Source organism: Streptomyces sp. NPDC004561, from assembly GCF_053602155.1.
In genome coordinates this window covers 1-23,649 of sequence record NZ_JBSGDB010000009.1, presented here as the reverse complement: position 1 = coordinate 23,649, position 23,649 = coordinate 1, and the positions used below count along the sequence as shown (strand labels likewise).

Annotated in this window: 22 protein-coding genes and 1 pseudogene; 12 read left to right on the top strand and 11 right to left on the bottom strand. The window is 72.3% G+C overall.

Going from position 1 to position 23,649, the window contains the following annotated elements; genetic code table 11:
- Nucleotides 1-130: 130 nt before the first annotated feature.
- Nucleotides 131-1,342 carry a globin domain-containing protein gene (locus ACWEN3_RS02360; RefSeq protein ID WP_452964611.1) on the top strand — a complete coding sequence of 404 codons (1,212 nt, stop codon included), beginning with the start codon at nt 131-133 and terminating at the stop codon, nt 1,340-1,342.
- Between the two features lie 3 nt (nt 1,343-1,345).
- On the opposite strand, the gene ACWEN3_RS02355 is transcribed toward ACWEN3_RS02360, so the two are convergent.
- The gene (locus ACWEN3_RS02355) at nt 1,346-1,867 is read right to left on the bottom strand and encodes a hypothetical protein (protein WP_452964609.1); all 522 of its coding nucleotides are present in this window, start codon (nt 1,865-1,867) and stop codon (nt 1,346-1,348) included.
- A 246-nt stretch (nt 1,868-2,113) separates the two neighbouring features.
- Here ACWEN3_RS02355 and ACWEN3_RS02350 point away from each other — a divergent pair, with 246 nt between their 5' ends.
- Together ACWEN3_RS02350 and ACWEN3_RS02345 are read left to right on the top strand one after the other, a co-directional pair.
- Nucleotides 2,114-3,538, top strand: coding sequence for a protein kinase domain-containing protein (locus ACWEN3_RS02350; RefSeq protein ID WP_452964606.1), 1,425 nt, complete (start codon nt 2,114-2,116; stop codon nt 3,536-3,538).
- A 109-nt stretch (nt 3,539-3,647) separates the two neighbouring features.
- Nucleotides 3,648-4,442, top strand: coding sequence for a maleylpyruvate isomerase family mycothiol-dependent enzyme (locus ACWEN3_RS02345; protein ID WP_452964603.1), 795 nt, complete (start codon nt 3,648-3,650; stop codon nt 4,440-4,442).
- 393 nt (nt 4,443-4,835) lie between these two features.
- Here ACWEN3_RS02345 and ACWEN3_RS02340 read toward each other — a convergent pair whose 3' ends face one another.
- Nucleotides 4,836-5,057, bottom strand: a complete 222-nt coding sequence (locus tag ACWEN3_RS02340) for a hypothetical protein (RefSeq protein ID WP_067316111.1) — start codon at nt 5,055-5,057, stop codon at nt 4,836-4,838.
- 295 nt (nt 5,058-5,352) lie between these two features.
- Here ACWEN3_RS02340 and ACWEN3_RS02335 point away from each other — a divergent pair, with 295 nt between their 5' ends.
- Together ACWEN3_RS02335 and ACWEN3_RS02330 are read left to right on the top strand one after the other, a co-directional pair.
- Nucleotides 5,353-7,299, top strand: coding sequence for a hypothetical protein (locus tag ACWEN3_RS02335; protein ID WP_452964600.1), 1,947 nt, complete (start codon nt 5,353-5,355; stop codon nt 7,297-7,299).
- A 213-nt stretch (nt 7,300-7,512) separates the two neighbouring features.
- Nucleotides 7,513-7,728 carry a hypothetical protein gene (locus ACWEN3_RS02330; protein ID WP_452964598.1) on the top strand — a complete coding sequence of 72 codons (216 nt, stop codon included), beginning with the start codon at nt 7,513-7,515 and terminating at the stop codon, nt 7,726-7,728.
- 130 nt (nt 7,729-7,858) lie between these two features.
- Here the strand turns inward: ACWEN3_RS02330 and ACWEN3_RS02325 are convergent, their stop codons facing one another.
- Entirely contained in the window at nt 7,859-8,620 is a 762-nt protein-coding gene (locus ACWEN3_RS02325) for a phosphoglyceromutase (protein WP_452964595.1), read from the bottom strand.
- Between the two features lie 175 nt (nt 8,621-8,795).
- Between ACWEN3_RS02325 and ACWEN3_RS02320 the strand changes: the two genes are divergently transcribed.
- Nucleotides 8,796-10,049 (top strand): MDR family MFS transporter, encoded by a 1,254-nt coding sequence (locus ACWEN3_RS02320; RefSeq protein ID WP_452964592.1) that lies wholly within the window; start codon nt 8,796-8,798, stop codon nt 10,047-10,049.
- A gap of 119 nt (nt 10,050-10,168) precedes the next feature.
- Nucleotides 10,169-10,642 carry a carboxymuconolactone decarboxylase family protein gene (locus ACWEN3_RS02315; RefSeq protein WP_452964589.1) on the top strand — a complete coding sequence of 158 codons (474 nt, stop codon included), beginning with the start codon at nt 10,169-10,171 and terminating at the stop codon, nt 10,640-10,642.
- A gap of 27 nt (nt 10,643-10,669) precedes the next feature.
- Here ACWEN3_RS02315 and ACWEN3_RS02310 read toward each other — a convergent pair whose 3' ends face one another.
- A complete protein-coding gene (locus ACWEN3_RS02310; RefSeq protein WP_452964587.1) occupies nt 10,670-11,161 on the bottom strand; it encodes a DUF2000 family protein in 492 nt (163 codons plus the stop codon).
- Between ACWEN3_RS02310 and ACWEN3_RS02305 the strand changes: the two genes are divergently transcribed.
- Entirely contained in the window at nt 11,160-11,957 is a 798-nt protein-coding gene (locus tag ACWEN3_RS02305) for an AraC family transcriptional regulator (protein WP_452964584.1), read from the top strand. The two genes, ACWEN3_RS02310 and ACWEN3_RS02305, sit on opposite strands and share 2 nt — an antisense overlap.
- A gap of 65 nt (nt 11,958-12,022) precedes the next feature.
- On the opposite strand, the pseudogene ACWEN3_RS02300 reads toward ACWEN3_RS02305, so the two are convergent.
- The 3 genes and pseudogenes from ACWEN3_RS02300 to mshA form a co-directional block, all read right to left on the bottom strand.
- Nucleotides 12,023-13,087 (bottom strand): annotated as a pseudogene (locus ACWEN3_RS02300) (glycosyl hydrolase family 28-related protein); the annotation flags it as partial.
- A gap of 87 nt (nt 13,088-13,174) precedes the next feature.
- Nucleotides 13,175-13,675, bottom strand: coding sequence for a YbjN domain-containing protein (locus tag ACWEN3_RS02295; RefSeq protein ID WP_452964582.1), 501 nt, complete (start codon nt 13,673-13,675; stop codon nt 13,175-13,177).
- Nucleotides 13,668-15,005 carry a D-inositol-3-phosphate glycosyltransferase gene (mshA, locus tag ACWEN3_RS02290; protein ID WP_452964579.1) on the bottom strand — a complete coding sequence of 446 codons (1,338 nt, stop codon included), beginning with the start codon at nt 15,003-15,005 and terminating at the stop codon, nt 13,668-13,670. The genes ACWEN3_RS02295 and mshA overlap by 8 nt, the downstream gene beginning before the upstream one ends.
- 250 nt (nt 15,006-15,255) lie before the next feature.
- Between mshA and ACWEN3_RS02285 the strand changes: the two genes are divergently transcribed.
- The 3 genes from ACWEN3_RS02285 to ACWEN3_RS02275 all read left to right on the top strand — a co-directional run bounded on the left by ACWEN3_RS02285 (nt 15,256) and on the right by ACWEN3_RS02275 (nt 18,890).
- A complete protein-coding gene (locus tag ACWEN3_RS02285; protein WP_452964577.1) occupies nt 15,256-16,041 on the top strand; it encodes a class I SAM-dependent methyltransferase in 786 nt (261 codons plus the stop codon).
- A 195-nt stretch (nt 16,042-16,236) separates the two neighbouring features.
- Entirely contained in the window at nt 16,237-17,316 is a 1,080-nt protein-coding gene (locus ACWEN3_RS02280; RefSeq protein ID WP_452964574.1) for an NlpC/P60 family protein, read from the top strand.
- Between the two features lie 281 nt (nt 17,317-17,597).
- A complete protein-coding gene (locus ACWEN3_RS02275) occupies nt 17,598-18,890 on the top strand; it encodes a PP2C family protein-serine/threonine phosphatase (RefSeq protein ID WP_452964571.1) in 1,293 nt (430 codons plus the stop codon).
- 25 nt (nt 18,891-18,915) lie between these two features.
- On the opposite strand, the gene ACWEN3_RS02270 is transcribed toward ACWEN3_RS02275, so the two are convergent.
- The 3 genes from ACWEN3_RS02270 to ACWEN3_RS02260 all read right to left on the bottom strand — a co-directional run bounded on the left by ACWEN3_RS02270 (nt 18,916) and on the right by ACWEN3_RS02260 (nt 20,551).
- Entirely contained in the window at nt 18,916-19,266 is a 351-nt protein-coding gene (locus ACWEN3_RS02270; protein ID WP_452964568.1) for a DUF2516 family protein, read from the bottom strand.
- Nucleotides 19,267-19,401: 135 nt separating this feature from the next.
- Nucleotides 19,402-19,989: a hypothetical protein gene (locus tag ACWEN3_RS02265; RefSeq protein ID WP_452964566.1), complete on the bottom strand. Its 588-nt coding sequence runs from the start codon at nt 19,987-19,989 to the stop codon at nt 19,402-19,404.
- 76 nt (nt 19,990-20,065) lie between these two features.
- Complete coding sequence (locus ACWEN3_RS02260; RefSeq protein WP_452964563.1) at nt 20,066-20,551, bottom strand: helix-turn-helix domain-containing protein; 486 nt, start codon at nt 20,549-20,551, stop codon at nt 20,066-20,068.
- A 150-nt stretch (nt 20,552-20,701) separates the two neighbouring features.
- Here ACWEN3_RS02260 and ACWEN3_RS02255 point away from each other — a divergent pair, with 150 nt between their 5' ends.
- The gene (locus ACWEN3_RS02255; RefSeq protein ID WP_452964560.1) at nt 20,702-23,071 is read left to right on the top strand and encodes an ATP-binding cassette domain-containing protein; all 2,370 of its coding nucleotides are present in this window, start codon (nt 20,702-20,704) and stop codon (nt 23,069-23,071) included.
- A 24-nt stretch (nt 23,072-23,095) separates the two neighbouring features.
- On the opposite strand, the gene ACWEN3_RS02250 is transcribed toward ACWEN3_RS02255, so the two are convergent.
- Nucleotides 23,096-23,575: an HAD domain-containing protein gene (locus ACWEN3_RS02250; RefSeq protein ID WP_452964679.1), complete on the bottom strand. Its 480-nt coding sequence runs from the start codon at nt 23,573-23,575 to the stop codon at nt 23,096-23,098.
- Nucleotides 23,576-23,649: the final 74 nt, after the last annotated feature.

The window sequence follows — 23,649 nt, the reverse complement described above, 5'->3', positions numbered from 1 at the left end:
AGTCCGCACGCGGGAACCGTGGGAGCGCTCTCCCGCCGGCCACCGGAGCCGCCTGTGTCGTGCGGCCCGCGAGGGGTACCGAAAAGGGACGAACGGGGGTCGCTGCCGCTCCCATCCGGAGGGAAGACTCGTGCTCTCGGACAAGTCGCGTCCCGTCATCACAGCGACGCTGCCGACCGTCGGCGAACACATCGGCGAGATCGCCCAGCGCTTCTACCGGCGCCTGTTCTCCGAGCATCCCGAGCTCATGGACGGCGTCTTCAACCGGGGCAACCAGGTGCACGGCCACCAGCAGCAGGCGCTGGCCGGCTCGGTGGCCGCCTTCGCCACGACCCTGGTGGAGACACCGGCGCGGGTGCCGGAACAGCTGCTCCGGCGGATCGCGCACAAGCACGCCTCGCTCGGCATACGCCCCGACCAGTACCAGGTCGTCCACGACGACCTGATGTGGGCGATCGTCGACGTCCTGGGCGACGCGGTCACCCCGGAGGTCACCGCGGCCTGGGACGAGGTCTACTGGCTGATGGCCAACGCACTGATCAACCAGGAGCGCGGCCTGTACAGCGCCCGAGGGGTCCGGCCGGAGACGGTCTGGCGGGACTGGCAGGTGGTGCGGAAGATCCAGGAGACCGACGACGTGGTGACCTTCGTGGTCCGGCGCATCGACGACCGCCTGGTGAAGACCTCGCTGCCCGGCCAGTACGTCACCGTGCGGATGCGGATGTCCGACGGCACGCTCCAGCCCCGCCAGTACAGCCTGACCCGGGCCGACGACGGCGAGCACCGCCAGTTCTCGGTCAAGCGGGTGCGCGGCGAGGGCGGCGACCCCGACGGCGAGATGTCGGCGCTGCTGCACGACTCGGTGGGCCTGGGCGACGTGCTGACGCTGTCCCTGCCGTACGGCGACGTCGTGCTCGACGACTCGGGGCGCCCGGTGGTGTTCGCCAGCGCGGGCATCGGCGTCTCCCCCATGGCCGGGATGATCTCCCACCTGGCGGCGGCCGAGTCCGGGCTGTCGATCACCGTGCTGCACGCCGATCTCGACGAGGCGTCCTTCCCGCTGCGCCGGCAGGTGGTCAACGACGTGCTGGCGCTGGAGAACGCCCGGATGTACCTCTGGTACGAGAAGGGCGCGCAGAGCCTGGAGCCGGTGGACGGGGTCTTCGAGGGGCTGATGGACCCCACCGCCGCCGGCCTGGCCGACGACGCCCTGTACTACCTGTGCGGCCCGCTGCCGTTCATGCAGGCGGTGCGCAGCCGGCTGATCGACCACGGCGTGGCCCCGCACGACATCCAGTACGAGGTCTTCGGCCCGGACCTGTGGCAGGCCGACCTGGACTGACCGTCATCGGTAGTCCTCCGGGTGCCCCTGCATCCAGCGGTTGATCCCGTCCCGTGTCCCGGTGAGCAGGGCCTGGTGCTTCTTCAGGTTCCCGAAGGAGCGGTCACCGCCCAGTTCGGTCCGCAGGCCCGCGATCCGGGCGAGGGGCTCCCTGAAGTGCGCCGGGCCCCGCGGGTCCGCCTTCATCGCCCGGTCGAGGCTGTTCAGCTCGTCGAGCACCCGTCCCAGGAAGTACCGGCAGTTCCCCGTGGTCGTACAGCCGTCGTTGTAGGTGGCCTGCAGCCGGGCGAACACGTCGCGGACCCTCTCGGCTCCCGGCGCCGGTTCCGTCGTGCCCGCGGCGGACGGCTCCCCGGCTGCGGACGCCGACGCCGATGCCGGTGCCGCCGTGCGGACCTCGCGGGCGGGTGACGTCCCGTCGCCCGAAGTCGTGCCCGTGCCGCCGGAGCAGGAGAGCGACAGGGACGCCAGGACCACGACGAGCGTGGAGCCGCCGAGAGACCGCCGTGCACGCGTTTTGATCATGCCGCGTACGACTCTCCGGGGGGCCCACTGGTTGTGCTCGCCCGGGACCGAGTTGACGGCTTCTCACCCGGCCCGCGCGGACTCGGTCGTGGGCCTTGCCCAGCGGGGCGTCGAGGGGGCTCGGAGTGACCGCGCCGGGCGCCCCGTGGGCCCGGATGTCATCAAGGCGCCGAGTTCGTCCGGGTACCTGACACTGCCTCGGGGTACCCGCTTCGCAGCACGGTCCATGACCGAGTCCGGTACGCGGTGACAGCAACGGAGAACCAGATGAAGGTCCGCCGATCAGCAGCCCTGCCGACCGCGCCGATCCCGGCGGATCCGCAGTCCGCCCAAGTCCTGTCGGGCCGCTACCGGTTGGGAGCGAGGATCGGATCGGGAGGCATGGCCGACGTCTACGAGGGCGTCGACACGCGCCTTCGGCGCCCCGTGGCCGTCAAGGTCTTCCGGCCGGGCCACGACCCGCAGAGCGAGGACCGTCTCACCTCGGAGGCCGTCCTCCTCGCCCGCCTGCACCACCCCGGACTGGTCACCGTCTACGACGCCGGCCGTCACGACGACCGCACCTACCTGGTCATGGAACTGGTCAACGGCCCGACCCTGCGCGGCCTCCTGGCCTGCGGAGCGCTGCCTCAGCGGCGCGCGGCGGAGATGGGCGCCGGCCTCGCGCGAGCGCTCGCCCACGTCCACCGGGCCGGCATCGTGCACCGGGACGTCAAACCGTCGAACGTCCTGCTCGACACGGCCGGCGACCCCCACCTCGCCGATTTCGGCATCGCGCTCCTGGCGAACGCCACCCGCCACACGGCGCCGGACGTGCTGACGGGCACCGCTGCCTATCTGGCGCCCGAGCAGGTCGAGGGCAGGCGCGTCGGACCGGCCACGGACGTCTACGCGCTCGGCCTGGTCCTGCTGGAGTGCCTGAAGGGCGAACTGGAGTACCAGGGGTCCCCGTTGGAGGCGGCGATAGCCCGCCTCCACCGCCCGCCCTCGGTCCCCACCTGGTTCTCCTCGGACCTGGCGGCCCTGCTGCGGGCCATGACCGCGCAGGACCCCGAGGCGCGCCCGGACGCCCACCAGTGCGAGAAGGCCCTCGCCACCCTGACCATTGGCAACCGCCCGTACCCGCTGCCGCTCTCGGGACCTCCCGTGAACGGCCTCCCGGCGCCTCGTGCCGCCCGCCCGGACGCGGACGAGCCCGTCCGGACCGAAAGGGTGGCGGCCGCCCGGGGCGGCCTTCCGGACGGCGCCCGGCACAACCGCCGCCTGACGGTGGGCACCGCCCTGGCCGCGCTCTCCGTGGCCCTGGGGACGGCCCTCGCCGTCGCCCCGGGCATCGGCGGAAACAGCGACGACCACACCGAGGCGGCCTCGACCGCCTCGACCCCCGCGCACCCGCCCTCCAGCACGCCCGCGCCCGAAAGCAGTCCGAGTGCCGCCCCGTCGACCGGATCTCGCACCGAGCCCGTCTCCAGGCTGCTCGGCGCCTCCGACCGGACGGCCCCGACGGACAAGGGGCCGGCCCGACGTCATGGCACCGGAGCCCACAAATCGGGTCCGCACCACTCCGGAGGCGCGGACCACCACGGGCGCCACGCACCGCACGGCACCCCGGACTCCCCCGGAAAGGCCCACAAGCCCACGCCCGGCCCGACGGGGCAGGAAGACGGCTGAGGGAACCGAGGGAGCAGGACACCCGAGGGCCCGCAGCCCTCGCCGTGACCGCCGCGGCGGCCGTGAAAATCGCGCGCCGGCCGGCGGAGCACGGTGATGGACAACCCGCGTGGAGAAGACTCCGGAGTTCCCCGTTCTGCTGCGGATGATCGACGAACGGGCCGGCGCGTTCCGGGCCACGGTCATCTCCGCGCCCGACCTCGACGTGCGGGTGCCGACCTGCCCCGAGTGGACGCTGCTGGATCTGGTGCGGCACCTGGGTGGGGTGCACCGCTTCTGGGCCGCGGCCGTCGGCGCCGGCCCGGCTGCCGCGCCACCGGCCGAGTCCGCGTCCGCGCACGCCGAGGCCGCGCCTCGGGAACGCGAGGCCCTGCTGGCGTGGTCGGCCGCGTCGACGCGGCGGCTGCTGGACGCGCTGCGCGAGGCCGGCCCGGATCGCGGTTGCTGGACGTGGTGGGGTCGGTCGGAGTCGCCCCGGACCTCCGGCGCCGTCGCCCGGCACCAGCTCCAGGAGGTCGCGGTGCACACCTACGACGCCCGGATCGCCCTGGGCGCCCCGCAGCCGCTGCCGCAGGAGGCGGCACTCGACGGCGTCGAGGAGTTCCTGTCCACCTGCTGCGCGTGGGCGAGCCCCTGGCCGCACAAGCCCGCGGCCGTCGACTTCCACGCCACCGAGGGCCGCTCCTGGCGCCTCTCGCTCTCCGCCGACGGCGCACGGACCACGCGTCTCTCCGCGCCCGGCACCGCTGCCGGCGAGGCCCCGGACGCGGCCGGCGCCTCCGCCCGGGGCACGGCCGGTGAACTGGTCCTCGCCCTGTACGGCCGTATTCCGGTCGACTCACTGGACCTCGACGGCGACCGGCACCTTTTCGACCTGCTCCAGGCCTGGGAGCCGGAGGGGTAGGCAAGCCGGTCGTTCCCGCGGCCGGCACACGGTCTCGTCCGAACGACGGTGAACGGGGCCGAGCCGGAGGAAAACCGAGTCGGCCGCACTTCTCACCGCGGCACGGGGGACGGGCCGCGGCCGGTCGCCGTCGTTCGTGGAGCTAGGCCGCCTCGGGCCGCGCCGCGCGTATGTCCGGGACGGGCTCCTGCGCGTCCTCGAGCGGGAAGGTCTCGTCTTCCCCGAAGTCGGGGGCCTGGAAGGGGTTGGTCGCCGGGGGCGGCGATACCGCCGTGGAGCGGCGGGGTTGCCCTTCCAGGGCGGAGAACAGCGACGTCGTGTCGATGGGAGGCTCTCTTTCGTGGCAGGTCCCCGAAGGGGGGCCTGGATGTGCCGTGACCCGGCACAACGGTCCTACAGCTTGGTCATCTTGGCGTACGGGCTCAAGATCCGCATCTGCGCCGAGCCGAAATCCACGAGGGCCGCGATTCCGTCCTCGATGCCGATCACCCGGCCGAGGCCGTACACGTCGTGGGTGACCTGGTCGCCCACGGCGAAGTGCTTGGGAGCCGGTGTGACCGGGGCCTTGAAGGGGCTGGTGGGGAGGTGACGCTTCGGCGCAGCAGGCTTTGTCATGGTTCAGTATGCGCCCCCGCGCATCCCGTTCGCTGTGGCCGTCGGCACAGATCACATCGGCTGCCCCCGCCTCATGCCACTGACCTGGGGCTTCGTGGGTGCCTGGGATTTCCGGATTCCTCGGCCGGGCAACCCTGATCAAGGATTTACCCGTTCCGCGTTGTTCGTGGTAGGCGGTGTGGCTAGCGTTCCTGAGCCCCCCATGCGCGGATCTCGCATCGGCATCGATCGGCAGCATCCGACTGTCATGCGCAGACCACTCGGTCCCCATCGCCACCACAAGAAGGGCCTTTCCTTGCTCTCAAGGAGACGTCGGGCGGCGTCCACCGCCGCCCTGCTGTCCACCACGGCACTCATATCGACCGGATGGCTCACGGCCACCGCGTCCGCCGCACCGTCGGCCACCGGGGCGCCCCACGTCAGACACCTGTGCTCCCACGCCGTCACGCCGGGCCACGTGGCGTGCCTCGCCGAGGCACGCACCGACGTCGTCCAGCACCTGACCGTCAGCCCGGACACCACACCGTCCGGCTACGGCCCCTCGGACCTGCAGAGCGCCTACAACCTGCCGTCCACCACCGCCGGTTCGGGCCGCACCGTCGCGATCGTCGACGCCATGGACGACCCCGCCGCGGAGTCCGACCTCGCCGCCTACCGGTCCCAGTACAACCTTCCCGCCTGCACCACGGCGAACGGCTGTTTCCGCAAGGTCAACCAGAGCGGCGGCACCACCTACCCGACCGCGGACCCCGGCTGGGCCGGCGAGATCTCTCTCGACCTCGACATGGTCAGCGCCGCCTGCCCGCAGTGCCACATCATGCTCGTCGAGGCCTCCTCCGCGAACACGGCCGACATCGGCACGGCCGAGAACGAGGCGGTCGCCCTCGGGGCGAAGTACGTCTCCAACTCCTTCGGCGGCACCGAGGACCCGACCGAGACCACCGCCGACGTCCAGTACTTCAACCACCCCGGCGTCGCCATCACCGTCAGCGCGGGGGACAGCGGCTACGGCGTCCAGTACCCGGCCTCCTCGCCCTACGTCACCGCGGTCGGCGGCACCTCCCTCAGCCGCGCGGGCAACACCCGTGGCTGGAGCGAGTCGGTCTGGTCCAGTGACAGCACCGACGGCACCGGATCCGGCTGCTCCGCCGACGAGGCGAAGCCCACCTGGCAGTCCGACACCGGCTGCGCCAAGCGCACCGTCGCCGACGTCTCCGCGGTCGCCGACCCGGCCACCGGCGTCGCCGTCTACGACACCTACGGCGCCTCCGGCTGGGACGTCTACGGCGGCACCAGCGCCTCCGCGCCCCTCATCGCGGCCACCTACGCGCTCGCCGGCACCCCGACCGCGAGCAGCTACCCGTCCTCGTACCCCTACGGCCACGCGTCGGCGCTGAACGACGTCACCTCGGGCAGCGACGGCACCTGCCCGACGAGCTACCTGTGCACCGCCGGCACCGGCTACGACGGCCCGACCGGCCTCGGCACCCCCAACGGCACCACCGCCTTCGCCGACGGCGCCAACACCGTCAACTCGCTGCAGCCCGGCCGGAAGCTCACCTCCGGCCACCGTCTGAGCAGCGCGAACATCACGCTCACGATGGGCAGCGACGGCAACCTGGTCGCCTACCTCAAGACGAACGGCACGAGCAGCGGCGGCCCGGCGATCTGGTCCAGCCACACCTCCGGCCACGCCGGTGCCTACGCCTCCATGCAGACCGACGGCAACCTCGTCGTCTACTCGAGCACCGGCAGCGCGCTCTGGTCCACCCACACCAACGGCCACTCCGGTGCCTACTTCATGGTGCAGGACGACGGCAACATGGTCGTCTACGCCCCCGGCACCGGGGGCGCGCTGTGGTCGGACGGCACCTATGCGCGCTCGACGAAGATCGGCTCGGGCCAGAAGCTCCAGGGCGGCTGGTGGGCCCAGACGCAGTACACGCGCCTTGTGATGCAGCCGGACGGCAACTTCGTGATCTACCGCAAGCACGACGGCAAGGCGATCTGGTCCGCCGGCACCTCCGGCCACGCCGGCGCCTACGCCTTCATGCAGACCGACGGCAACCTCGTCGTCTACCCGAGCACCGGCAGCGCGCTCTGGTCCACCCACACCAGCGGCCACAGCGGCGCGTACGCCCTGCTGCAGAGCGACGGCAACTTCGTCGTCTACACAAGCACCGGCGGCCCCGGCAAGGGCGGCGCACTGTGGGCCGCCAACACACGGTCGTACGTCCCCTGAGCCGTCCGTTCTCCTGAAATGGACGATGCCCCGGGGCGACCCCGGTGCATCGACAAGCCCCCTGCCGGCGGAGAAACCGCAGGCAGGGGGCTTGATCGACACCCGTACCCGACAGCGCCTTCACCCGAATGGCGCAACATGACGTGCCACCCACATGGGCGAAGATCAAGCTGACTAGTGCCCCACCGAGGCAATCCGTGAAAGGGGAACCAAATGCGCATTCGACGAATCCTCGCCGCCGTCATCGCCACGACAGCCCTCGCCGGACTCGGCCTCACAGGCGCCGCCACCGCCACCGCCGCCACCGCACAGGGTGCCCCGTCCTACGTCACCCCTTCTCAGTGCAGGGCGGGAGGCGGAGTGCCCGCGATCAATGAGCCGGGCAACCTCTGCAAGGGCGGTACGCACGACGGGGAGAAGGTCGACTGAACGCCACGAGGCGCCCCGCCGCCACGCGCCGCGGGGCGCTCCCGCGCGAGCGTGGCCGGGAGCGGGCCCGGGCCATGAAAATGCCCCCGAGTCGCGCCGTCTGCGCAGCTCAGGGGCATGATCGCAATACCTACTTCTTCTTGCCCTGGTTCTTGACCGCCTCGATCGCCGCCGCGGCCGCCTCCGGGTCGAGGTAGCGGCCGCCGGGGGTGGTCGGCTTGAAGTCGGCGTCCAGCTCGTAGTAGAGCGGGATGCCCGTCGGGATGTTCAGGCCCGCGATGTCGGCGTCGGAGATGCCGTCGAGGTGCTTGACGAGGGCGCGGAGCGAGTTGCCGTGGGCCGCGATCAGGACCGTGCGGCCGGTCAGCAGGTCGGGGACGATGGCGTCGTACCAGTACGGCAGCATGCGCAGGACGACGTCCTTCAGGCACTCCGTCCTCGGGCGCAGCTCCGGCGGCAGCGTGGCGTAGCGCGCGTCGTCGAACTGGGAGAACTCGGAGTCGTCCGCGAGCGGGGGCGGCGGGGTGTCGTAGGAGCGGCGCCAGAGCATGAACTGCTCCTCGCCGAACTCGGCGAGCGTGGCCGCCTTGTCCTTGCCCTGGAGGGCGCCGTAGTGGCGCTCGTTCAGGCGCCAGCTGCGGTGGACCGGGATCCAGTGGCGGTCGGCGGCCTCGAGGGCCAGCTGCGCGGTGCGGATCGCGCGCTTCTGGAGGGACGTGTGGACCACGTCGGGCAGCAGGCCGGCGTCCTCGAGCAGCTCACCGCCGCGGACCGCCTCCTTCTCGCCCTTCTCGTTGAGGTTGACGTCCACCCAGCCGGTGAACAGGTTCTTCGCGTTCCACTCGCTCTCGCCGTGGCGGAGGAGGATCAGCTTGTACGGTGCGTCGGCCATGCCTCAGAGCGTAATCCACGCGTTCGGGGCATCGCCCGGGCCGACCGGTGGGTGGACCGCTGACGGCGTCTGTTAATCCAGTGGCCGCTGTCAGACCCCCTCTGTAAGTTGTGCTTACCGCTTGAGCTGCTTACAGCGCCTGTATCGAGGCGCCCGTCACCGTGGGGGTCCTGTCATGTCCGCCGCTCGTCTCCGACGTGCTGCCCGGGAAACCGTCTCCGGGCTCCCCCGCGAGTTCTGGTGGCTGTGGACCAGCACCCTCGTCAACCGGCTCGGCGCGTTCGTGGCCACCTTCATGGCCCTCTACCTCACGCTCGACCGCGGCTACTCGGCCTCGTACGCCGGTCTCGTCGCCTCGCTGCACGGGCTCGGCGGGGTCGTCTCCTCGCTGGGCGGCGGGGTGATGGCCGACCGGCTGGGGCGGCGGCCGACCCTGCTCGTCGCCCAGTCGGCCACCGCCGCCGCCGTGGCGCTGCTCGGGTTCATGACCGATCCGGTCGCCATCGCCGGTGTCGCCTTCCTCGTCGGCATGGCCTCCAACGCCTCCCGGCCCGCGGTGCAGGCGATGATGGCGGACATCGTCCGGCCCGAGGACCGGGTGCGGGCCTTCTCGCTCAACTACTGGGCCATCAACCTCGGGTTCGCGGTGTCCTCCGCGGCCGCCGGGTTCATCGCCGAGAACAGCTATCTCGCCGGGTTCCTGATCGAGGCCGGGATGACGGCCGTGTGCGCGGTCGTCGTGTTCCTCAAGCTGCCCGAGTCGCGGCCCACGGCCTCGGCCAGGCAGGCGGACGGCGACGTCGGCCTCGGCACGGTGCTGCGCGACGGGCGGTACATGGCCGTCGTCGGGCTCTCCTTCCTCGTCGCCCTGGTCTTCCAGCAGGGCTCGGTGGGGCTGCCGGTGGCCATGGGGCGGGCCGGGTTCTCGCCCGCCGACTACGGCATGGCCGTCGCCGTCAACGGCGTCCTGATCGTCGCCCTGCAGATCCCCGTCACCCGGTTCATCGAGCACCGCGACCCGCGCACCCTGCTGGTCGTCTCCTCGGTCCTCGCGGGGTACGGCTTCGGGCTCACCGCCTTCGCCGGGTCGGTCGGCGTCTTCATGCTCACCGTGTGCGTGTGGACCCTCGCCGAGATCGTCAACGCGCCGACCCAGACCGGGCTGGTCGTGCGGCTCTCGCCGGTGCACGGGCGCGGGCGCTACCAGGGCGTGTACACCCTGTCGTGGTCCGTCGCCGCGCTGGTCGCGCCCCTGATGTCGGGCGCGGTCATCGACCGGTTCGGCGCCGGGTGGCTGTGGGCGCTGTGCGCGGTGGTGGGGACGGTCGCGGGGCTCGGGTACGCGGTGCTCATGCGCCGCCTCCCGCAGGAGGGCATGGTGCCGGCCGCGGTGCGGGCGGAGGCCGGTGCGGAGGTCGGTACGGCCTGACACCAGCCCGTACGGCCCGGCCCGGAAGGCGTGGCGCACGTCACATCCGGCCGTGTCACAGTCCTCGGGAGCGTCCCGTCGTAGAGGTGTAAGCAGCGGCAACCACACAGGAGCAGACCATGGACGCTCGGCTGAACCTCCACACCAACCCCGTCGTCGGCAAGATGCTCAAGCACTTCAACGCGGCGGGCAAGGTGATCGCGGACTCCACGCTGCCCGCCGCCACGCAGGAGCTGGTGAAGATCCGTGCCAGCCAGATCAACGGGTGCGCGTTCTGCACCGACATGCACACCAAGGACGCCACGGCCGCCGGTGAGACGGCCACCCGGCTGAACCTGGTCGCCACCTGGAGGGAGGCCACGGTGTTCACGGACGCCGAGCGGGCCGCCCTGGAGCTGGCCGAGCAGGGCACCCGGATCGCGGACGCGGCGGGCGGGGTGACGGACGAGGCGTGGGCGAACGCCGCCAAGCACTACGACGAGGACCAGCTCGCCGCCCTGGTGGCCATCATCGCCCTGATCAACGCCTACAACCGGGCGAACGTGATCGTCCAGCAGCCCGCCGGCGACTACGTGGCCGGCATGTTCGGCTGACGCGCGGCGAGACCCGGGGGGCGGCGGTCACGGGTGCATCCGCGCGCCCTTCAGCACCTTGTCCACCGCGTTCCGCGGGCCGTACACCGCCAGCCCGACCAGGTCCAGCTCCGCCGTGGACACGGCGCGGACGGCCGCGCGGTTGTCGCGGTCGTTGCCCGTGGCGAACAGGTCGGCGGTGAAGACGGCGCGGGGCAGGGACCGGCCCAGGGCCCTGCCGTGCGCCGTCTTCAGGACCTCCTTCGTGCCCTCGAAGACCAGCACCGGCTGCCGGAACATCGGCAGGTACGCCACCTCGTCGGCGTCCTCGTACGGCTCCCCGATCACCTCGGGCACCGTCACGCCCAGGCCGCTGACCAGGAACGCGGTGACGTTCAGCCGCTGCCAGGGCTCCAGGTCCCCGCGGAGCAGCACGGCGATCCTGGTGTCGAAGCGGACGGGTTCACGGCGGATGGGTTCAGTGCTCATGGAGCGAGACTGCCGTCCGCCGTACGGGGCCGTCTTGTACGTTCTTTGCATGGCCGCCCGGCAGGAAGTCAGCGCGTGGCGTCCGCGGGTTCCGGGCGTCACCGAGGTGTTCCACGCCCACTTCACCGAGTACGCCTACCCGATGCACGTCCACGACGCCTGGACGCTGCTCATCGTGGACGACGGGGCCGTGCGCTACGACCTGGAGCGGCACGAGCACGGCACCCCGCTCGACACGGTCACCCTGCTCCCGCCGCACGTGCCGCACAACGGCTCCCCGGCCGGCCCGGACGGCTTCCGCAAGCGGGTGGTGTACCTCGACAGCAGCCGGCTCGGCGAGGAGCTGATCGGGGCCGCCGTGGACGGGCCGGATCTGCGCGATCCGGTGCTGCGGCGGCGCGTCGGGCAGCTTCACTCCGCCCTGGCCCGGCCCGGCGACGAGCTGGAGGCGGAGAGCAGGCTGACCCTGGTCGGGGAGCGACTGCGGGACCATCTGCGGCACAGGGGCGAGGCGCCGCGGGCGCTCCGGGATCCGCGGCTCGCCCGCGAGCTGCGGGAGTTGCTCGACGCCCGGGTCGTGGCGGGGGTCCCGCTGGAGGAGGCCGCGCGGCTGCTGCACGCCCATCCCGCCCATCTGGTGCGGGCGTTCAGCGCCGCGTACGGCATCGCCCCGCACCGGTACCTGATGTCGCGCCGGGTCGGCCGGGCCCGCCGGCTGCTGCTGGACGGGCTGCCGCCGGGCGAGGTGGCGCCGGTGGCCGGGTTCTACGACCAGGCCCATCTCACCCGGCACTTCAGGAAGCTGGTCGGGGTGACACCGGGGCGCTATCGGGGCAGTGCGCGCTGAGCCTCGTACAGGTTCCGCGGGCGCACGGCGTCCGTGGTGCCGTACAGCTCCAGGCGGGAGTGCAGGTCGCCGGCGAAGTCGGGGACGTCGGTGTTGTAGCCCTTGTCGAGGAGGTGGGGCGACTGCGGGGTCGGCACGGCCTGAAGGGTCAGGCCCTCGACTCCCGAGCCGGTCAGTTCGGGCACGTGCGTGGTCAGCCGGGGGTCCCATTCGGGCCGTACGTCGAGCGGGAGCGGGCGTTCGAGGGTGACGCGGCGGCCGTGGACGCCGATGACGCGGACCGGCCACTCGTAGGGGACGTACGACAGCAGCTTGGTCTTGTCGTCCCAGGAGTACGCGGCCGGGCCCGGGCCGCCGCCCGCCATGTGCTGCAGGAGCGTGTGGGCGCCGTCGTCGGCGAGGCGCAGCAGGACGAGCCAGCCGGGGCGCAGTCCCGTGGGGTCGGTGACGGCCAGTGTGCGGTCGCCGCGGCGGGCGGGTTCGACGGTGGTGAGGGTCGTCCACTCGTCGCGCCGGTTGCCGGTCCAGCCCTCGAAGGGCCAGTCGCGGGACCGGACGGCGGCCACCAGGGAGTCCCAACGGGCCCGTGGGGCGAGCCAGATGAGGCCGCCCGCCCAGGACCAGGCGGACTTGTCGCCGCCGTAGCGGGAGCCGTAGGGGCCGACCAGTTCGGTGAGGTTCCGCGTCGCGTACAGGGTCGTACGGCCGCTGCCGGCGCCGCGCAGGACGACGTTCGGGTCGCCGATGCGGATCAGGCCGTCGATGCGGTAGGTGCCGGGCGGGATGGTGACCGTGCCGCCGCCGGCCCTTCCGGCGGCGGCGACGGCACGGTTGATCGCGGGGGCGCAGTCGGTGCCGCCGCCGGGGACGGCGCCGTGGTCGGTGACGTCGTTGACGACGCGGGGGCGGGGTAAGCGGGCGGCTCCGCCCCGGAATCCCGCCCGGCCGATGTACGGGATCTGCGGGTGGGTGAAGGGGCTCTGCCGGAACTCCCGCCAGAGCGAGGGGACTTCGGCGGCCTGGGCCCGGCCGGTCGCGGCGGTGAGCGCCACTGCCGTGGCGCCGGCGAGGAGAGTCCGTCGCGTGAGGGGTGCGCTGCTCTTGTCCACTCGCCCTCCAGATTCATACATATGAATTGAGTTCAGAAGTGCGTCGAGCGTGAGCATGCCAGTGCGCCCCGCGTGCGGGGAAGGGGTCGTACGACAGGAAAGTGGCCGTCAGTCCGCCGGGCGGTCGATCAGATGCATGAACGCCTCCAGGTTCCGCACGGACTCCCCCCGGGACACGCGCCAGGCGTACTCCTTGCGGATCGAGGAGGCGAAGCCCAGCTCCAGCAGGGTGTTGAAGGCGCCGTCGGCGGCTTCCAGGACCTGGCCGAGGAGGCGGTCGATCTCGTCCGGGGTGACGGCCGCCAGCGGCAGGCGCGCGGTGACGTAGACGTCGCCGAGGCGGTCGACGGCGTAACTCACCCCGTACAGCTTGAGGTTGCGCTCCAGCAGCCAGCGGTGGACGCCCGCCTCGTTCTCGTCGGGGTGGCGGACGACGAAGGCGTTGAGGGAGAGGGAGTGGCGGCCGACGAGGAAGGAGACCGTCGTGGAGAGCTTGCGGGTCCCGGGGAGCCCGACCACGTACTTCCCCGGCTCCGGGCTCTCCCACTCCAGCTCGGCGTCCCTGAAGACGTCCTCCAGGACCTGCCCGGCCTTCTCGACATCAGCCATGGTGGGAGCGTACGCGACGGCGGTGCGACTGGGTCGCGGCCGCGTAGGCGTCGGCGGTCGCCGCGGCCGCAGCGTCCCAGCCGAAGGACCGGGCGTGCCGGGCGGCGGCGTCGCCCATGCGCGTGGCCAGGGACGGCTCGTCGGCGAACCGGCGCAGCACGCGCGCGTAGTCGGCGGGGTCGTGGCCGTCGACGAGGAAGCCGGTGCCGCCGTCGCGCACGGCCACCGGCAGACCGCCGACGGAGGCGGCGAGCACCGGCGTCCCGGCCGCCTGCGCCTCTATCGCGACCAGCCCGAAGGACTCGCTGTACGACGGCATGACGAGCACGGAGGCGGCCCGGAACCAGTCCGCCAACTGCTCCTGGCCGACGGGCGGGCGGAACCGTACGACGTCCGCGATGCCCAGCCGGGCGGCGAGCTTCTGCAGGCCCTCGGGCTTGGCGAGGCCGCTGCCGCTGGGGCCGCCGACGACGGGGACGAGGATCCGGGAGCGCAGTTCGGGGCGTTCGTCGAGCAGGACGGCCACCGCCCGCAGGAGCACGTCCGGGGCCTTCAGGGGCTGTATGCGGCCCGCGAAGAGGGGGATCAGGGCGTCCTGCGGGAGGTCGAGGCGGGCGCGGGCGGCGGCCCGGCCGTCGGCGGGGCGGAAGCGGTCCAGGTTCACACCGGGGTGCACGACGGCGACCTTGGCGTGGTCGGCCGCGTAGTGCCGGACGAGTTCGCCGGCCTCCTCGGCGGTGTTGGCGATCAGGCGGTCGGCGGCGGCGACGATCTGGGTCTCGCCGATGACGCGGGCGGCGGGCTCCGGGGTGTCGCCGTCGGCCAGGCTGGCGTTCTTGACCTTGGCCATGGTGTGCATCGCGTGCACCAGGGGGACGCCCCAGCGCTGGGCGGCGAGCCAGCCGACATGGCCGGAGAGCCAGTAGTGCGAGTGGACGAGGTCGTAGTAGCCGGGGCGGTGACCGGCCCACGCCTGCATCACGCCGTGCGTGAAGGCGCAGAGCTGGGCCGGGAGTTCCTCCTTGGCCAGGCCCTCGTAGGGGCCGGCGTCGACGTGCCGGACGAGGACGCCGGGCGCGAACTGGACCGTCGGCGGCAGATCGCCTGCCGTCGCCCGGGTGAAGATCTCCACCTCGATGTTGATCGCGGCGAGCCGCTGGGCCAGCTCCACGATGTAGACGTTCATGCCGCCGGCGTCACCGGTGCCCGGCTGGTGCAGCGGGGAGGTGTGCACGGAGAGCATGGCGACCCGGCGGGGCCTGCGGTGCAGCCGGAGCCGGGACGCGGCGGACGGGGAGCGTCGCCCGAGCCTGCTGCCGTACTGGCTCACGTGGCGTTCCTCCTTGCTGCGGGCATGCCGGACGGAGGACCTGCCGCGCCCTCCGAGGAAGTCCAACAGCGCGCGGGTGCCCAGCCATTTCCGGCCGACGCCGCTTTGCCGAATCATTACCCTCTATCGATCAACCGTTCGATGACGGTGTGCGTGGGCGGTCCGGGACGCCCCTACCCTCGTAGGCATGGCAGCCCGCGCAGTGACCCTCCCCCGCTCTCGGCGTCGCCCGAGCACGGGGACCCCCGTCGTGGGGAACGTGACGCGCGGCACCACCAACCCCAACCGGCTGCGCCGCATGGACCGCTGGATCGCGGCGACGCACGGCGCCGAGCTGCGGCGCGCCGAGGAGCCGGTGGCGGTCGACCTCGGCTACGGCGCCGCGCCCTGGACCGCCGTGGAACTGCTCGGCCGGCTGCGGACCGTCGCCCCACGGGCGCGCGTGGTCGGCATCGAGATCGAACCGGAGCGGGTGGCGGCGGCCGGTCCGTACGAGCGCGACGGGCTGGCCTTCCGGCACGGCGGCTTCGAGGTCCCCGTCACCGGGCGCCCGGCGCTCATCCGCGCCGCCAACGTGCTGCGGCAGTACGACGAGGCCGAGGTCGCCGCCGTGTGGCGGCGGCTGTGCGCGCGGCTCGCCCCGGCGGGCGACGGCTCGCGGGGTGGGCTGTTGGTCGAGGGGACGTGCGACGAGATCGGGCGGCGGCACGTGTGGGTCGCCCTCGGCCCGGAGGGGCCGCGGACCGTCACCTTCGCCACCCGGCTGGGTTCGCTGGAGCAGCCGTCCGACCTCGCCGAGCGGCTGCCGAAGGCACTGATCCACCGGAACGTCCCCGGCGAGCCGGTGCACGCCTTCCTGCGCGACTTCGACCGCGCCTGGGCCGCCGCCGCGCCGTACGCCTCCTACGGCGCCCGTCAGCGCTGGCTGCGCACGGTCCGCGACCTGGCGGCCGACTGGCCGGTGACGGACGCCCCGGCCCGCTGGCGCCAGGGCGAAGTGACGGTTGCGTGGCAGGCGTTGGCACCCACCGGCTGACATCACCCGTTCGAGGGCGCCCGGCACGGAACGATCTCCGCGCGTCGTTCGTCACATCGGCGGGGAGATCGTCGTACGGGCGGGCCTAGGGGGAAATACGACTTCCGGCGACCTCTGTCGCTTTGCGCGCGGCCGTGGCACGATCCCCCAGGCGACCGTAAGTTACTGACGGTAAATCAGTTTGGGGGAAGAGGTATGGGTACGGGAAAGCGTGGTCTGCTCACGGCCGCCCTGACGGTCGTGTGCGCGGTGACCGTGCTCACGGCGCCCGGTACGGCGTTCGCGGCCCCCGCGCCGACACCCACGCCGACGACGGGCGGCTCGCCGACTCCCCCGCCCGGCAAGGACCTTGAACAGGTCCGCGACAAGCTCGACAAGCTCTACCACGACGCGGCCGTCGCCACCGACGCCTACAACGCGGCCGAGGAGAAGGCGAAGCAGCAGTCCGCCCAGATCGTCGCGCTGGCCAAGAAGATCGTCGAGGGGCAGCAGAAGCTGGCGCGGCTGAAGGACCAGGCCGGCGCCACCGCCCGGGCCCAGTACCGCAACGGCGGACTGCCGCCCACCGCCCAGTTCCTGCTCAGCGACGACCCGGGCCAGTTCCTGGACGGCGCCGGGCTGGCCCTCCAGGGGCAGCAGGCGGCCAAGCAGCTGATCGGCGAACTGAGCAGCACCCAGAAGGAGTTGCAGGACTACGCCGACGACGCGGCCGCGCAGTGGAAGAACCTGGACGCGGACCGCAAGGACAAGGCCGCGGCCAAGAAGCGGATCCAGCAGCAGATCGACGCCGCCGAGAAGCTGGAGTCGAAGCTGGAGAAGAAGGACAAGGAGCGGCTCGCCCAGCTGGAGGCGCAGGCCGCCCTGAAGGCGCAGACCGCCTGGCTGGACACCGGCATCCTCAAGAAGATCCACGGCAAGGCCTCCGCGGAGGGCGAGAAGGCCGTCGCGTTCGCCACCGCCCAGCTCGGCAAGCCCTATGTGTGGGGCGCCGAGGGGCCGCAGTCCTTCGACTGCTCGGGCCTGACCTCCCAGGCCTGGGCCGCGGCCGGCCACCCTATCCCACGCACCTCGCAGGAGCAGTGGAAGCAGCTCAAACACGTCGACGTCAAGGACATGCGCCCCGGCGACCTCGTCCTCTACTTCGACGACGCCAGCCATGTCGCCATCTACGTGGGCGACGGCGCGATCATCCAGGCCCCTCGCCCGGGACGCACGATCACGGTCGCGGGCGCCGGTTCCATGCCGATCCTGGGGATCGTGCGCCCGGACGCGTGAGCCAGGTCATGTCCGGACATGTCCCCGTGATGTGCGCCATGTGACCCAGTCCACCACCAACCCCCGCCCAAACCCGGGCCGGACGTGAGCTTCGTCATTCGCGCTCCTCAGGCGGCCTGTCCAACTGCGGTATAGAACGCGGCATATGACAAAGGCCTGCACGGGAGCGACGCGGCTCACACCATTCCATCGGGGTGGGAGCACCCGCTATGGTCACCCGTCGGTGGGTCGAGACTCCTCGACGCCGCCGTGCCCTCGGGGGGAGGGAAGGAACCAAGACGATGCCCGTACCCGTACCGCGGCAGAGAGCGATCCCGGCCGTGGAGAGTGGTCAGGCTGAGGCCGCCTCCGCAGTCGGCGGCCCCCTCAAGGAAGAGGCCCACCGCGACGCCACGCCCACCGGCGCCACTCTCACCCTGCTGCTCATAGAGGACGACCCGGCCGGCTCGCCGATCGTGCCCGACCTGCTGGACCCGGCCGGCAAGCCGATCCGGGTCCGCACCGCGCGCAACCTCACCGAGGCCGGGCGGCTGCTGACCGACGACGTCCACTGCATCCTGCTGGACCTGGCGCTGCCGGCGCCGGGCGGCAGCGCCACGGACGACGAGCTGGCCGTGCTCCGGCACGTGCTCCAGCTCGCGCCCCGGCACGCCGTGCTCGCGCTGACCGCCTCCGGAGACGCCGAGCGCGGCGCCGAGGCCGTGCGCGTGGGCGCCCAGGACTACCTGTTCCGGGACGAGCTGGACGGCCGGCTGCTCAGCCGCGCCATCCGGTACGCGGTGGAGCGGAAACGATCCGACACCGCCGAGCGGCGGCTGGCCGAGGGCAGGCTGCGCGCGCAGGAGAACCGCCGCCTGGAGCGCGGTCTGCTGCCCACCCCGCTGCTGGACGGCTCCTCGCTGCGCTTCGCCGCCCGCTACCGTCCGGGCCGCTCCCGGGCACTGCTCGGCGGCGACTTCTACGACGCCGTCCGCACCCCCGACGGCACCGTGCACGCCATGATCGGCGACGTCTGCGGCCACGGCCCGGACGAGGCCGCGCTCGGCGTGGAGCTGCGCATCGCCTGGCGGGCGCTGACCCTGGCCGGGCTGTGCGGGGACGAGCTGCTGGGCACCCTCCAGGAGGTGCTGGAGCACGAGCGCGCCAACGAGGAGATCTTCGCGACGCTGTGCACGGTGGACATCGCCCCCGACGGCCGCAGCGCGGGCATGTGCCTGGCCGGCCATCCGGCGCCGCTGCTCGCCCGGCCCGGCCGGACCGCCCGGCTGCTGCCGTACGACAACAACGGCCCCGCCCTCGGCCTGCTGCCCGGCGCCCGCTGGCCGCGCATGCAGGTGGAGCTGGGCGCCGAGTGGAGCCTGATGCTCTACACCGACGGCCTGATCGAGGGCCGGGTCGGCACGGACGGCGAACGGCTCGGCCAGGACGGCATGGTCGACATGATCCGCCGCCAGCTCGGCGAGGGACTGCGGGGCGAGGAGCTGCTGCGCGCCGCGGTGAGCGAGGTCCGCGACCTCAACGGGGGCGAGCTGACGGACGACGTGGCGGTGGTCCTGCTGGACCGGACCGGCTGAGACCGCGCCCCGTGAGGGCGCGCGCTCAGCGGCCGCCGTTCCAGGGGCCGTACGGGCCGTCGCTGCTGCTTCCGCCGCGGCGGCGGCCCCAGCCGCTGCCGCCGCCGGAGACCTGCTTGACCGCGGGGCGGACGTCCACGATGTAGACGATGCTCGCGACCACACCGGCGATCGGCAGGATGGACAGGATCGAGAACAGGTAGCTGACCACGAGCGCGATGGCCAGGATGATCAGCCAGAAGACCTTGTTCTGCTTGTCGGCCGCGCGGAAGGCGTCCTCACGCCGGAACGCGGCGTCGATGAGTCCGAACGCGGCGAGAGCCATGAGGATGATCTTCAACATCCCCAGCAACCCCGCGAAGCCCAACATCAGCATGCTGCCCACCGTCCATGCCTCCCGGTCCGTGTCCTGATCAGTGCGCGTATCAGGGTCCGTACGCCGCCACCGTACCCATAGAACGGGCCGGACACCCCATAGGTGCCCGGCCCGTGTGCGCATCGTTCCGCACGGTCACTTGGCCGGCGGGACCGTCTTCTTCGCCGGGGTGGCCTTGCGGGCCGCCGGGGCCTTCTTGGCGACGGGCTTCTTGTCCGCGGCGCCGGGCCCGCCCTCGGCGCCCTCCGCGCCGATCTCGTCCGACTCGGGCTTGCCCTCGACGGCGATGGCCAGGTCCTCGATCTCCTCGGCGGCCTCGCCCCGCCAGGTCTTCACGGTCTGCTCGCCGTGCTCGGCGACCTTCTCGTAGGTCTCCCGGGCCTTGACGGCGTACTCGGCGGCGACGCCCACCCCGCGCAGGGCGAGGTCCTGCGCCTGCTCGCCGAGCTTCTTCAGGTCGACGTCGAGGGTGCCGATCAGCTCGTTGATCTTGACCTGGAGGTTCTCCTGCGCCTCCTTGGCCCGGGCCGTGGCCTTCTCCTGCACCTCCTTCGGGTCGGTGTTGCGCACCTTCTCGATGCGGGCCGGCGCCTCGGCGCGCAGCTGCTCGACCAGGGCGGGCACCTTCTTGGCCTGCTGGAGGGCCAGGTCGGCGGTGCCGGCGGCGAAGTAGAGCGGAGTCGGGTCGCTGAGGGTCTTGCGCAGGTCGTCGGTGATGGCCATGGTGATGGTCCTCCCGGATTCGCGTTCGGCTGAGGTTGTGTGGTCCGCGGTGGGCGTCCGGAGCCCTGGTCCGGCGTTATCCGGCCGTCCGCCGCGGGCCGGCATCACCGGTGTCGGCCGTGCGCGTGCCGCGCACGACGGCGTCGCCGGTCCCCTCGTCCGTGAGCCCTGCGCCGTTCTCGTCGCCCTCGGCCGCGGCGGGTTCGCCGACCCCGAATCCGTTCTCCTTGCGGAAGGACTCGTAGATCTGGAGCAGCACCTGCTTCTGCCGCTCGTTGAGCGAGGGATCGGCGAGGATGACGGCGCGCGTCTCCACTTCATCCCGGTCCCGTTCGGCGTCGAGGATCCCGGCGCGGACGTACAGCGTCTCGGCGGAGATGCGCAGGGCCTTGGCGACCTGCTGGAGCACCTCCGCGCTGGGCTTGCGCAGCCCGCGCTCGATCTGGCTCAGGTACGGATTGGACACCCCGGCGGCATCGGCGAGCTGCCGCAGCGACAGCTGGGCGTTTCGCCGCTGCTCGCGCAGGTACTCACCGAGATTGCCGACGTTCAGTGATGCCATGACTCCACCTTGCCCCACTCCCGCTAACAATTGCAAGCACCCTGCTTGCAAGAGTGTGTCAGGCCGATTCGTCCCGGCCGGCGGCCCGGGCCGGGAAAAGGGCAGGAATCGAGAAGCGGCCGTCGTGCGGGCGCGGCTACCGTGACCGGCATGGACGACGCCACCGCACCGCACGCCGCCGACAGCTACGACCTGATCCGGGTGCACGGAGCACGCGAGAACAACCTCAAGGACGTCACTGTCGAGATCCCCAAGCGCCGGCTGACCGTGTTCACCGGCGTCTCCGGATCGGGCAAGAGCTCGCTGGTCTTCGACACGATCGCCGCGGAGTCGCAGCGGCTGATCAACGAGACCTACAGCGCCTTCGTGCAGGGCTTCATGCCCACGCTGGGCCGTCCCGAGGTGGACGTGCTCGACGGGCTGACCACCGCGATCATCGTCGACCAGCAGCGGATGGGGGCCGACCCGCGCTCCACGGTCGGCACCGCCACCGACGCCAACGCCATGCTGCGCATCCTCTTCAGCCGGCTCGGGAAGCCGCACATCGGCTCGCCCAAGGCGTTCTCCTTCAACGTCGCCTCGATCAGCGGGGCGGGCGCGGTCACCGTGGAGCGCGGCGGCAAGGCCGTGAAGGAACGGCGCAGCTTCAGCATCACCGGCGGCATGTGCCCGCGCTGCGAGGGCCGGGGCACCGTCACCGACCTCGACCTCACCCAGCTCTACGACGACTCCAGGTCGCTGAACGAGGGCGCGCTCACCGTCCCCGGCTACAAGTCGGGCGGCTGGAACTACCGGCTCTACACCGAGTCCGGCCTCGTCGACCCGGACAAGCCGATCCGCAGGTACACCAAGAAGGAGCTGCACGACTTCCTGCACCGCGAGCCGACCCGGATGAAGATCGCGGGCATCAACATGACCTACGAGGGTCTGATCCCGCGCATCCAGAAGTCGATGCTCGCCAAGGACCGGGAGGGGATGCAGCCCCACATCAGGGAGTTCGTGGACCGGGCGGTCACCTTCACCACCTGCCCCGACTGCGAAGGCACCCGGCTGACCGAGGCGGCCCGCTCCTCGAAGATCGACGGGCTCGGCATCGCCGACGCCTGCGCGATGCAGATCAGCGACCTGGCCGACTGGGTCCGCGGCCTCGCCGAGCCGTCGGTGGCGCCGCTGCTCGCGTCGCTGCGGCACACCCTCGACTCGTTCGTGGAGATCGGCCTCGGCTATCTCTCGCTCGACCGGCCCTCGGGCACGCTGTCGGGCGGCGAGGCGCAGCGCGTGAAGATGATCCGCCACCTCGGCTCCTCGCTCACCGATGTCACCTACGTCTTCGACGAGCCCTCGATCGGCCTGCACCCGCACGACATCCAGCGGATGAACGACCTGCTGCGGCGGCTGCGGGACAAGGGCAACACGGTGCTCGTGGTGGAGCACAAGCCGGAGGTGATCGCGATCGCCGACCACGTCGTCGACCTCGGCCCCGGCGCGGGCACGGCGGGCGGCACCGTGTGCTTCGAGGGCACCGTCGAGGGCCTGCGGGCCGGCGGCACCCTCACCGGCCGCCATCTGGACGACCGGGCCCGCCTCAAGGAGTCGGTGCGCAAGCCCACCGGGGCGCTGGAGATCCGCGGCGCCACGACGCACAACCTGCGGGGCGTGGACGTCGACGTCCCGCTCGGGGTGCTGACCGTCGTCACCGGCGTCGCCGGATCCGGCAAGAGCTCGCTCGTGCACGGGTCGATCCCCGCCGACTCGGGGGTGGTGTCGGTCGACCAGACCCCGATCCGCGGCTCCCGGCGCAGCAACCCGGCGACGTACACCGGGCTGCTCGAACCGATCCGCAAGGCGTTCGCCAAGGCCAACGGCGTGAAGCCGGCGCTGTTCAGCGCCAACTCCGAGGGCGCCTGCCCCACCTGCAACGGCGCGGGCGTCATCTACACCGACCTGGCCATGATGGCCGGGGTCGCCACCACCTGCGAGGAGTGCGAGGGCAAGCGGTTCGACGCGTCGGTGCTGGAGTACCACCTCGGCGGCCGGGACATCAGCGAGGTGCTGACGATGCCGGTGACCGAGGCCGAGGAGTTCTTCGGGTCCGGGGAGGCGCACACCCCGGCGGCCCACCGGATCCTCGGGCGGATGGCCGACGTGGGCCTCGGCTACCTCACCCTGGGCCAGCCGCTGACGACGCTCTCCGGCGGCGAGCGGCAGCGGCTCAAGCTGGCGACCCACATGGCGGACAAGGGCGGCGTCTACGTCCTCGACGAGCCGACCACCGGACTGCACCTGGCCGACGTGGAACAGCTCCTCGGCCTCCTCGACCGGCTCGTCGACTCGGGCAAGTCGGTCGTCGTCATCGAGCACCACCAGGCGGTGATGGCGCACGCCGACTGGATCATCGACCTCGGCCCCGGCGCCGGCCACGACGGCGGCCGCATCGTCTTCGAGGGCACCCCCGCCGACCTCGTCGCCGCCCGCTCCACCCTCACCGGCGAGCACCTGGCGGCCTACGTGGGCGCGTGAGCCCCGCGGGCGCCCGCCCAACTGTCATCCGGGCCGGCCGAGCCACTCCCCCAGGATCTTGAAGTCGGTCTCCGTGAGGCCGTAGCGGTGGTCGACCCGGTGGAGGAGGGCGGGGCCGGGGTGGTGGACGGCGGCCCAGGCGCGGTCGGCCTCGGTGATCTCGTCGTCCACCCAGACGAAGGGCCGGCCCGCCGCCCAGGCGACCAGCGGCCGGGTCTTCCAGTGCAGCAGCTCCGGCGGCTCGTCCTCGTCGGGCCATTCCACGACCGGCAGCGGGGGCAGGCCGAGCCAGGGCGCGAGGCAGCTGTTGGCGTCGTCCATCCACGTCGTGGCCCACACCAGCTCGCAGCCCAGCGCCGCGAGCCGGGGACCGAGCGCCGGGTCGACGCGGGCCAGCAGGGGGTGATCGGGGGCGGGCGCCGACGGGCCGTCGTACACCGGGTACGCGTGGTCCGCCGCCCCGAAGGGGATGAGCGGGCCGTCGACGTCGAGGAAGAGCAGCATCACCGTCCCAGGATCGGCCCACGCGGCCCGCGCGGCCAGGATCTCGCCGGTGCGGCCGGTCCGGGGTGCGGTGC

Excerpts from the sequence above, each read along its gene's own strand:
- ACWEN3_RS02355 (WP_452964609.1), bottom strand. The coding sequence starts at position 1,867 with ATGATCAAAACGCGTGCACGGCGGTCTCTCGGCGGCTCCACGCTCGTC.
- ACWEN3_RS02340 (WP_067316111.1), bottom strand. The coding sequence starts at position 5,057 with ATGACAAAGCCTGCTGCGCCGAAGCGTCACCTCCCCACCAGCCCCTTC.
- ACWEN3_RS02330 (WP_452964598.1), top strand. The coding sequence starts at position 7,513 with ATGCGCATTCGACGAATCCTCGCCGCCGTCATCGCCACGACAGCCCTC.
- ACWEN3_RS02325 (WP_452964595.1), bottom strand. The coding sequence starts at position 8,620 with ATGGCCGACGCACCGTACAAGCTGATCCTCCTCCGCCACGGCGAGAGC.
- ACWEN3_RS02320 (WP_452964592.1), top strand. The coding sequence starts at position 8,796 with ATGTCCGCCGCTCGTCTCCGACGTGCTGCCCGGGAAACCGTCTCCGGG.
- ACWEN3_RS02315 (WP_452964589.1), top strand. The coding sequence starts at position 10,169 with ATGGACGCTCGGCTGAACCTCCACACCAACCCCGTCGTCGGCAAGATG.
- ACWEN3_RS02305 (WP_452964584.1), top strand. The coding sequence starts at position 11,160 with ATGGCCGCCCGGCAGGAAGTCAGCGCGTGGCGTCCGCGGGTTCCGGGC.
- ACWEN3_RS02310 (WP_452964587.1), bottom strand. The coding sequence starts at position 11,161 with ATGCAAAGAACGTACAAGACGGCCCCGTACGGCGGACGGCAGTCTCGC.
- ACWEN3_RS02295 (WP_452964582.1), bottom strand. The coding sequence starts at position 13,675 with ATGGCTGATGTCGAGAAGGCCGGGCAGGTCCTGGAGGACGTCTTCAGG.
- ACWEN3_RS02280 (WP_452964574.1), top strand. The coding sequence starts at position 16,237 with ATGGGTACGGGAAAGCGTGGTCTGCTCACGGCCGCCCTGACGGTCGTG.
- ACWEN3_RS02275 (WP_452964571.1), top strand. The coding sequence starts at position 17,598 with ATGCCCGTACCCGTACCGCGGCAGAGAGCGATCCCGGCCGTGGAGAGT.
- ACWEN3_RS02270 (WP_452964568.1), bottom strand. The coding sequence starts at position 19,266 with ATGCTGATGTTGGGCTTCGCGGGGTTGCTGGGGATGTTGAAGATCATC.
- ACWEN3_RS02265 (WP_452964566.1), bottom strand. The coding sequence starts at position 19,989 with ATGGCCATCACCGACGACCTGCGCAAGACCCTCAGCGACCCGACTCCG.
- ACWEN3_RS02260 (WP_452964563.1), bottom strand. The coding sequence starts at position 20,551 with ATGGCATCACTGAACGTCGGCAATCTCGGTGAGTACCTGCGCGAGCAG.
- ACWEN3_RS02255 (WP_452964560.1), top strand. The coding sequence starts at position 20,702 with ATGGACGACGCCACCGCACCGCACGCCGCCGACAGCTACGACCTGATC.
- ACWEN3_RS02250 (WP_452964679.1), bottom strand. The coding sequence starts at position 23,575 with ATGCTGCTCTTCCTCGACGTCGACGGCCCGCTCATCCCCTTCGGGGCG.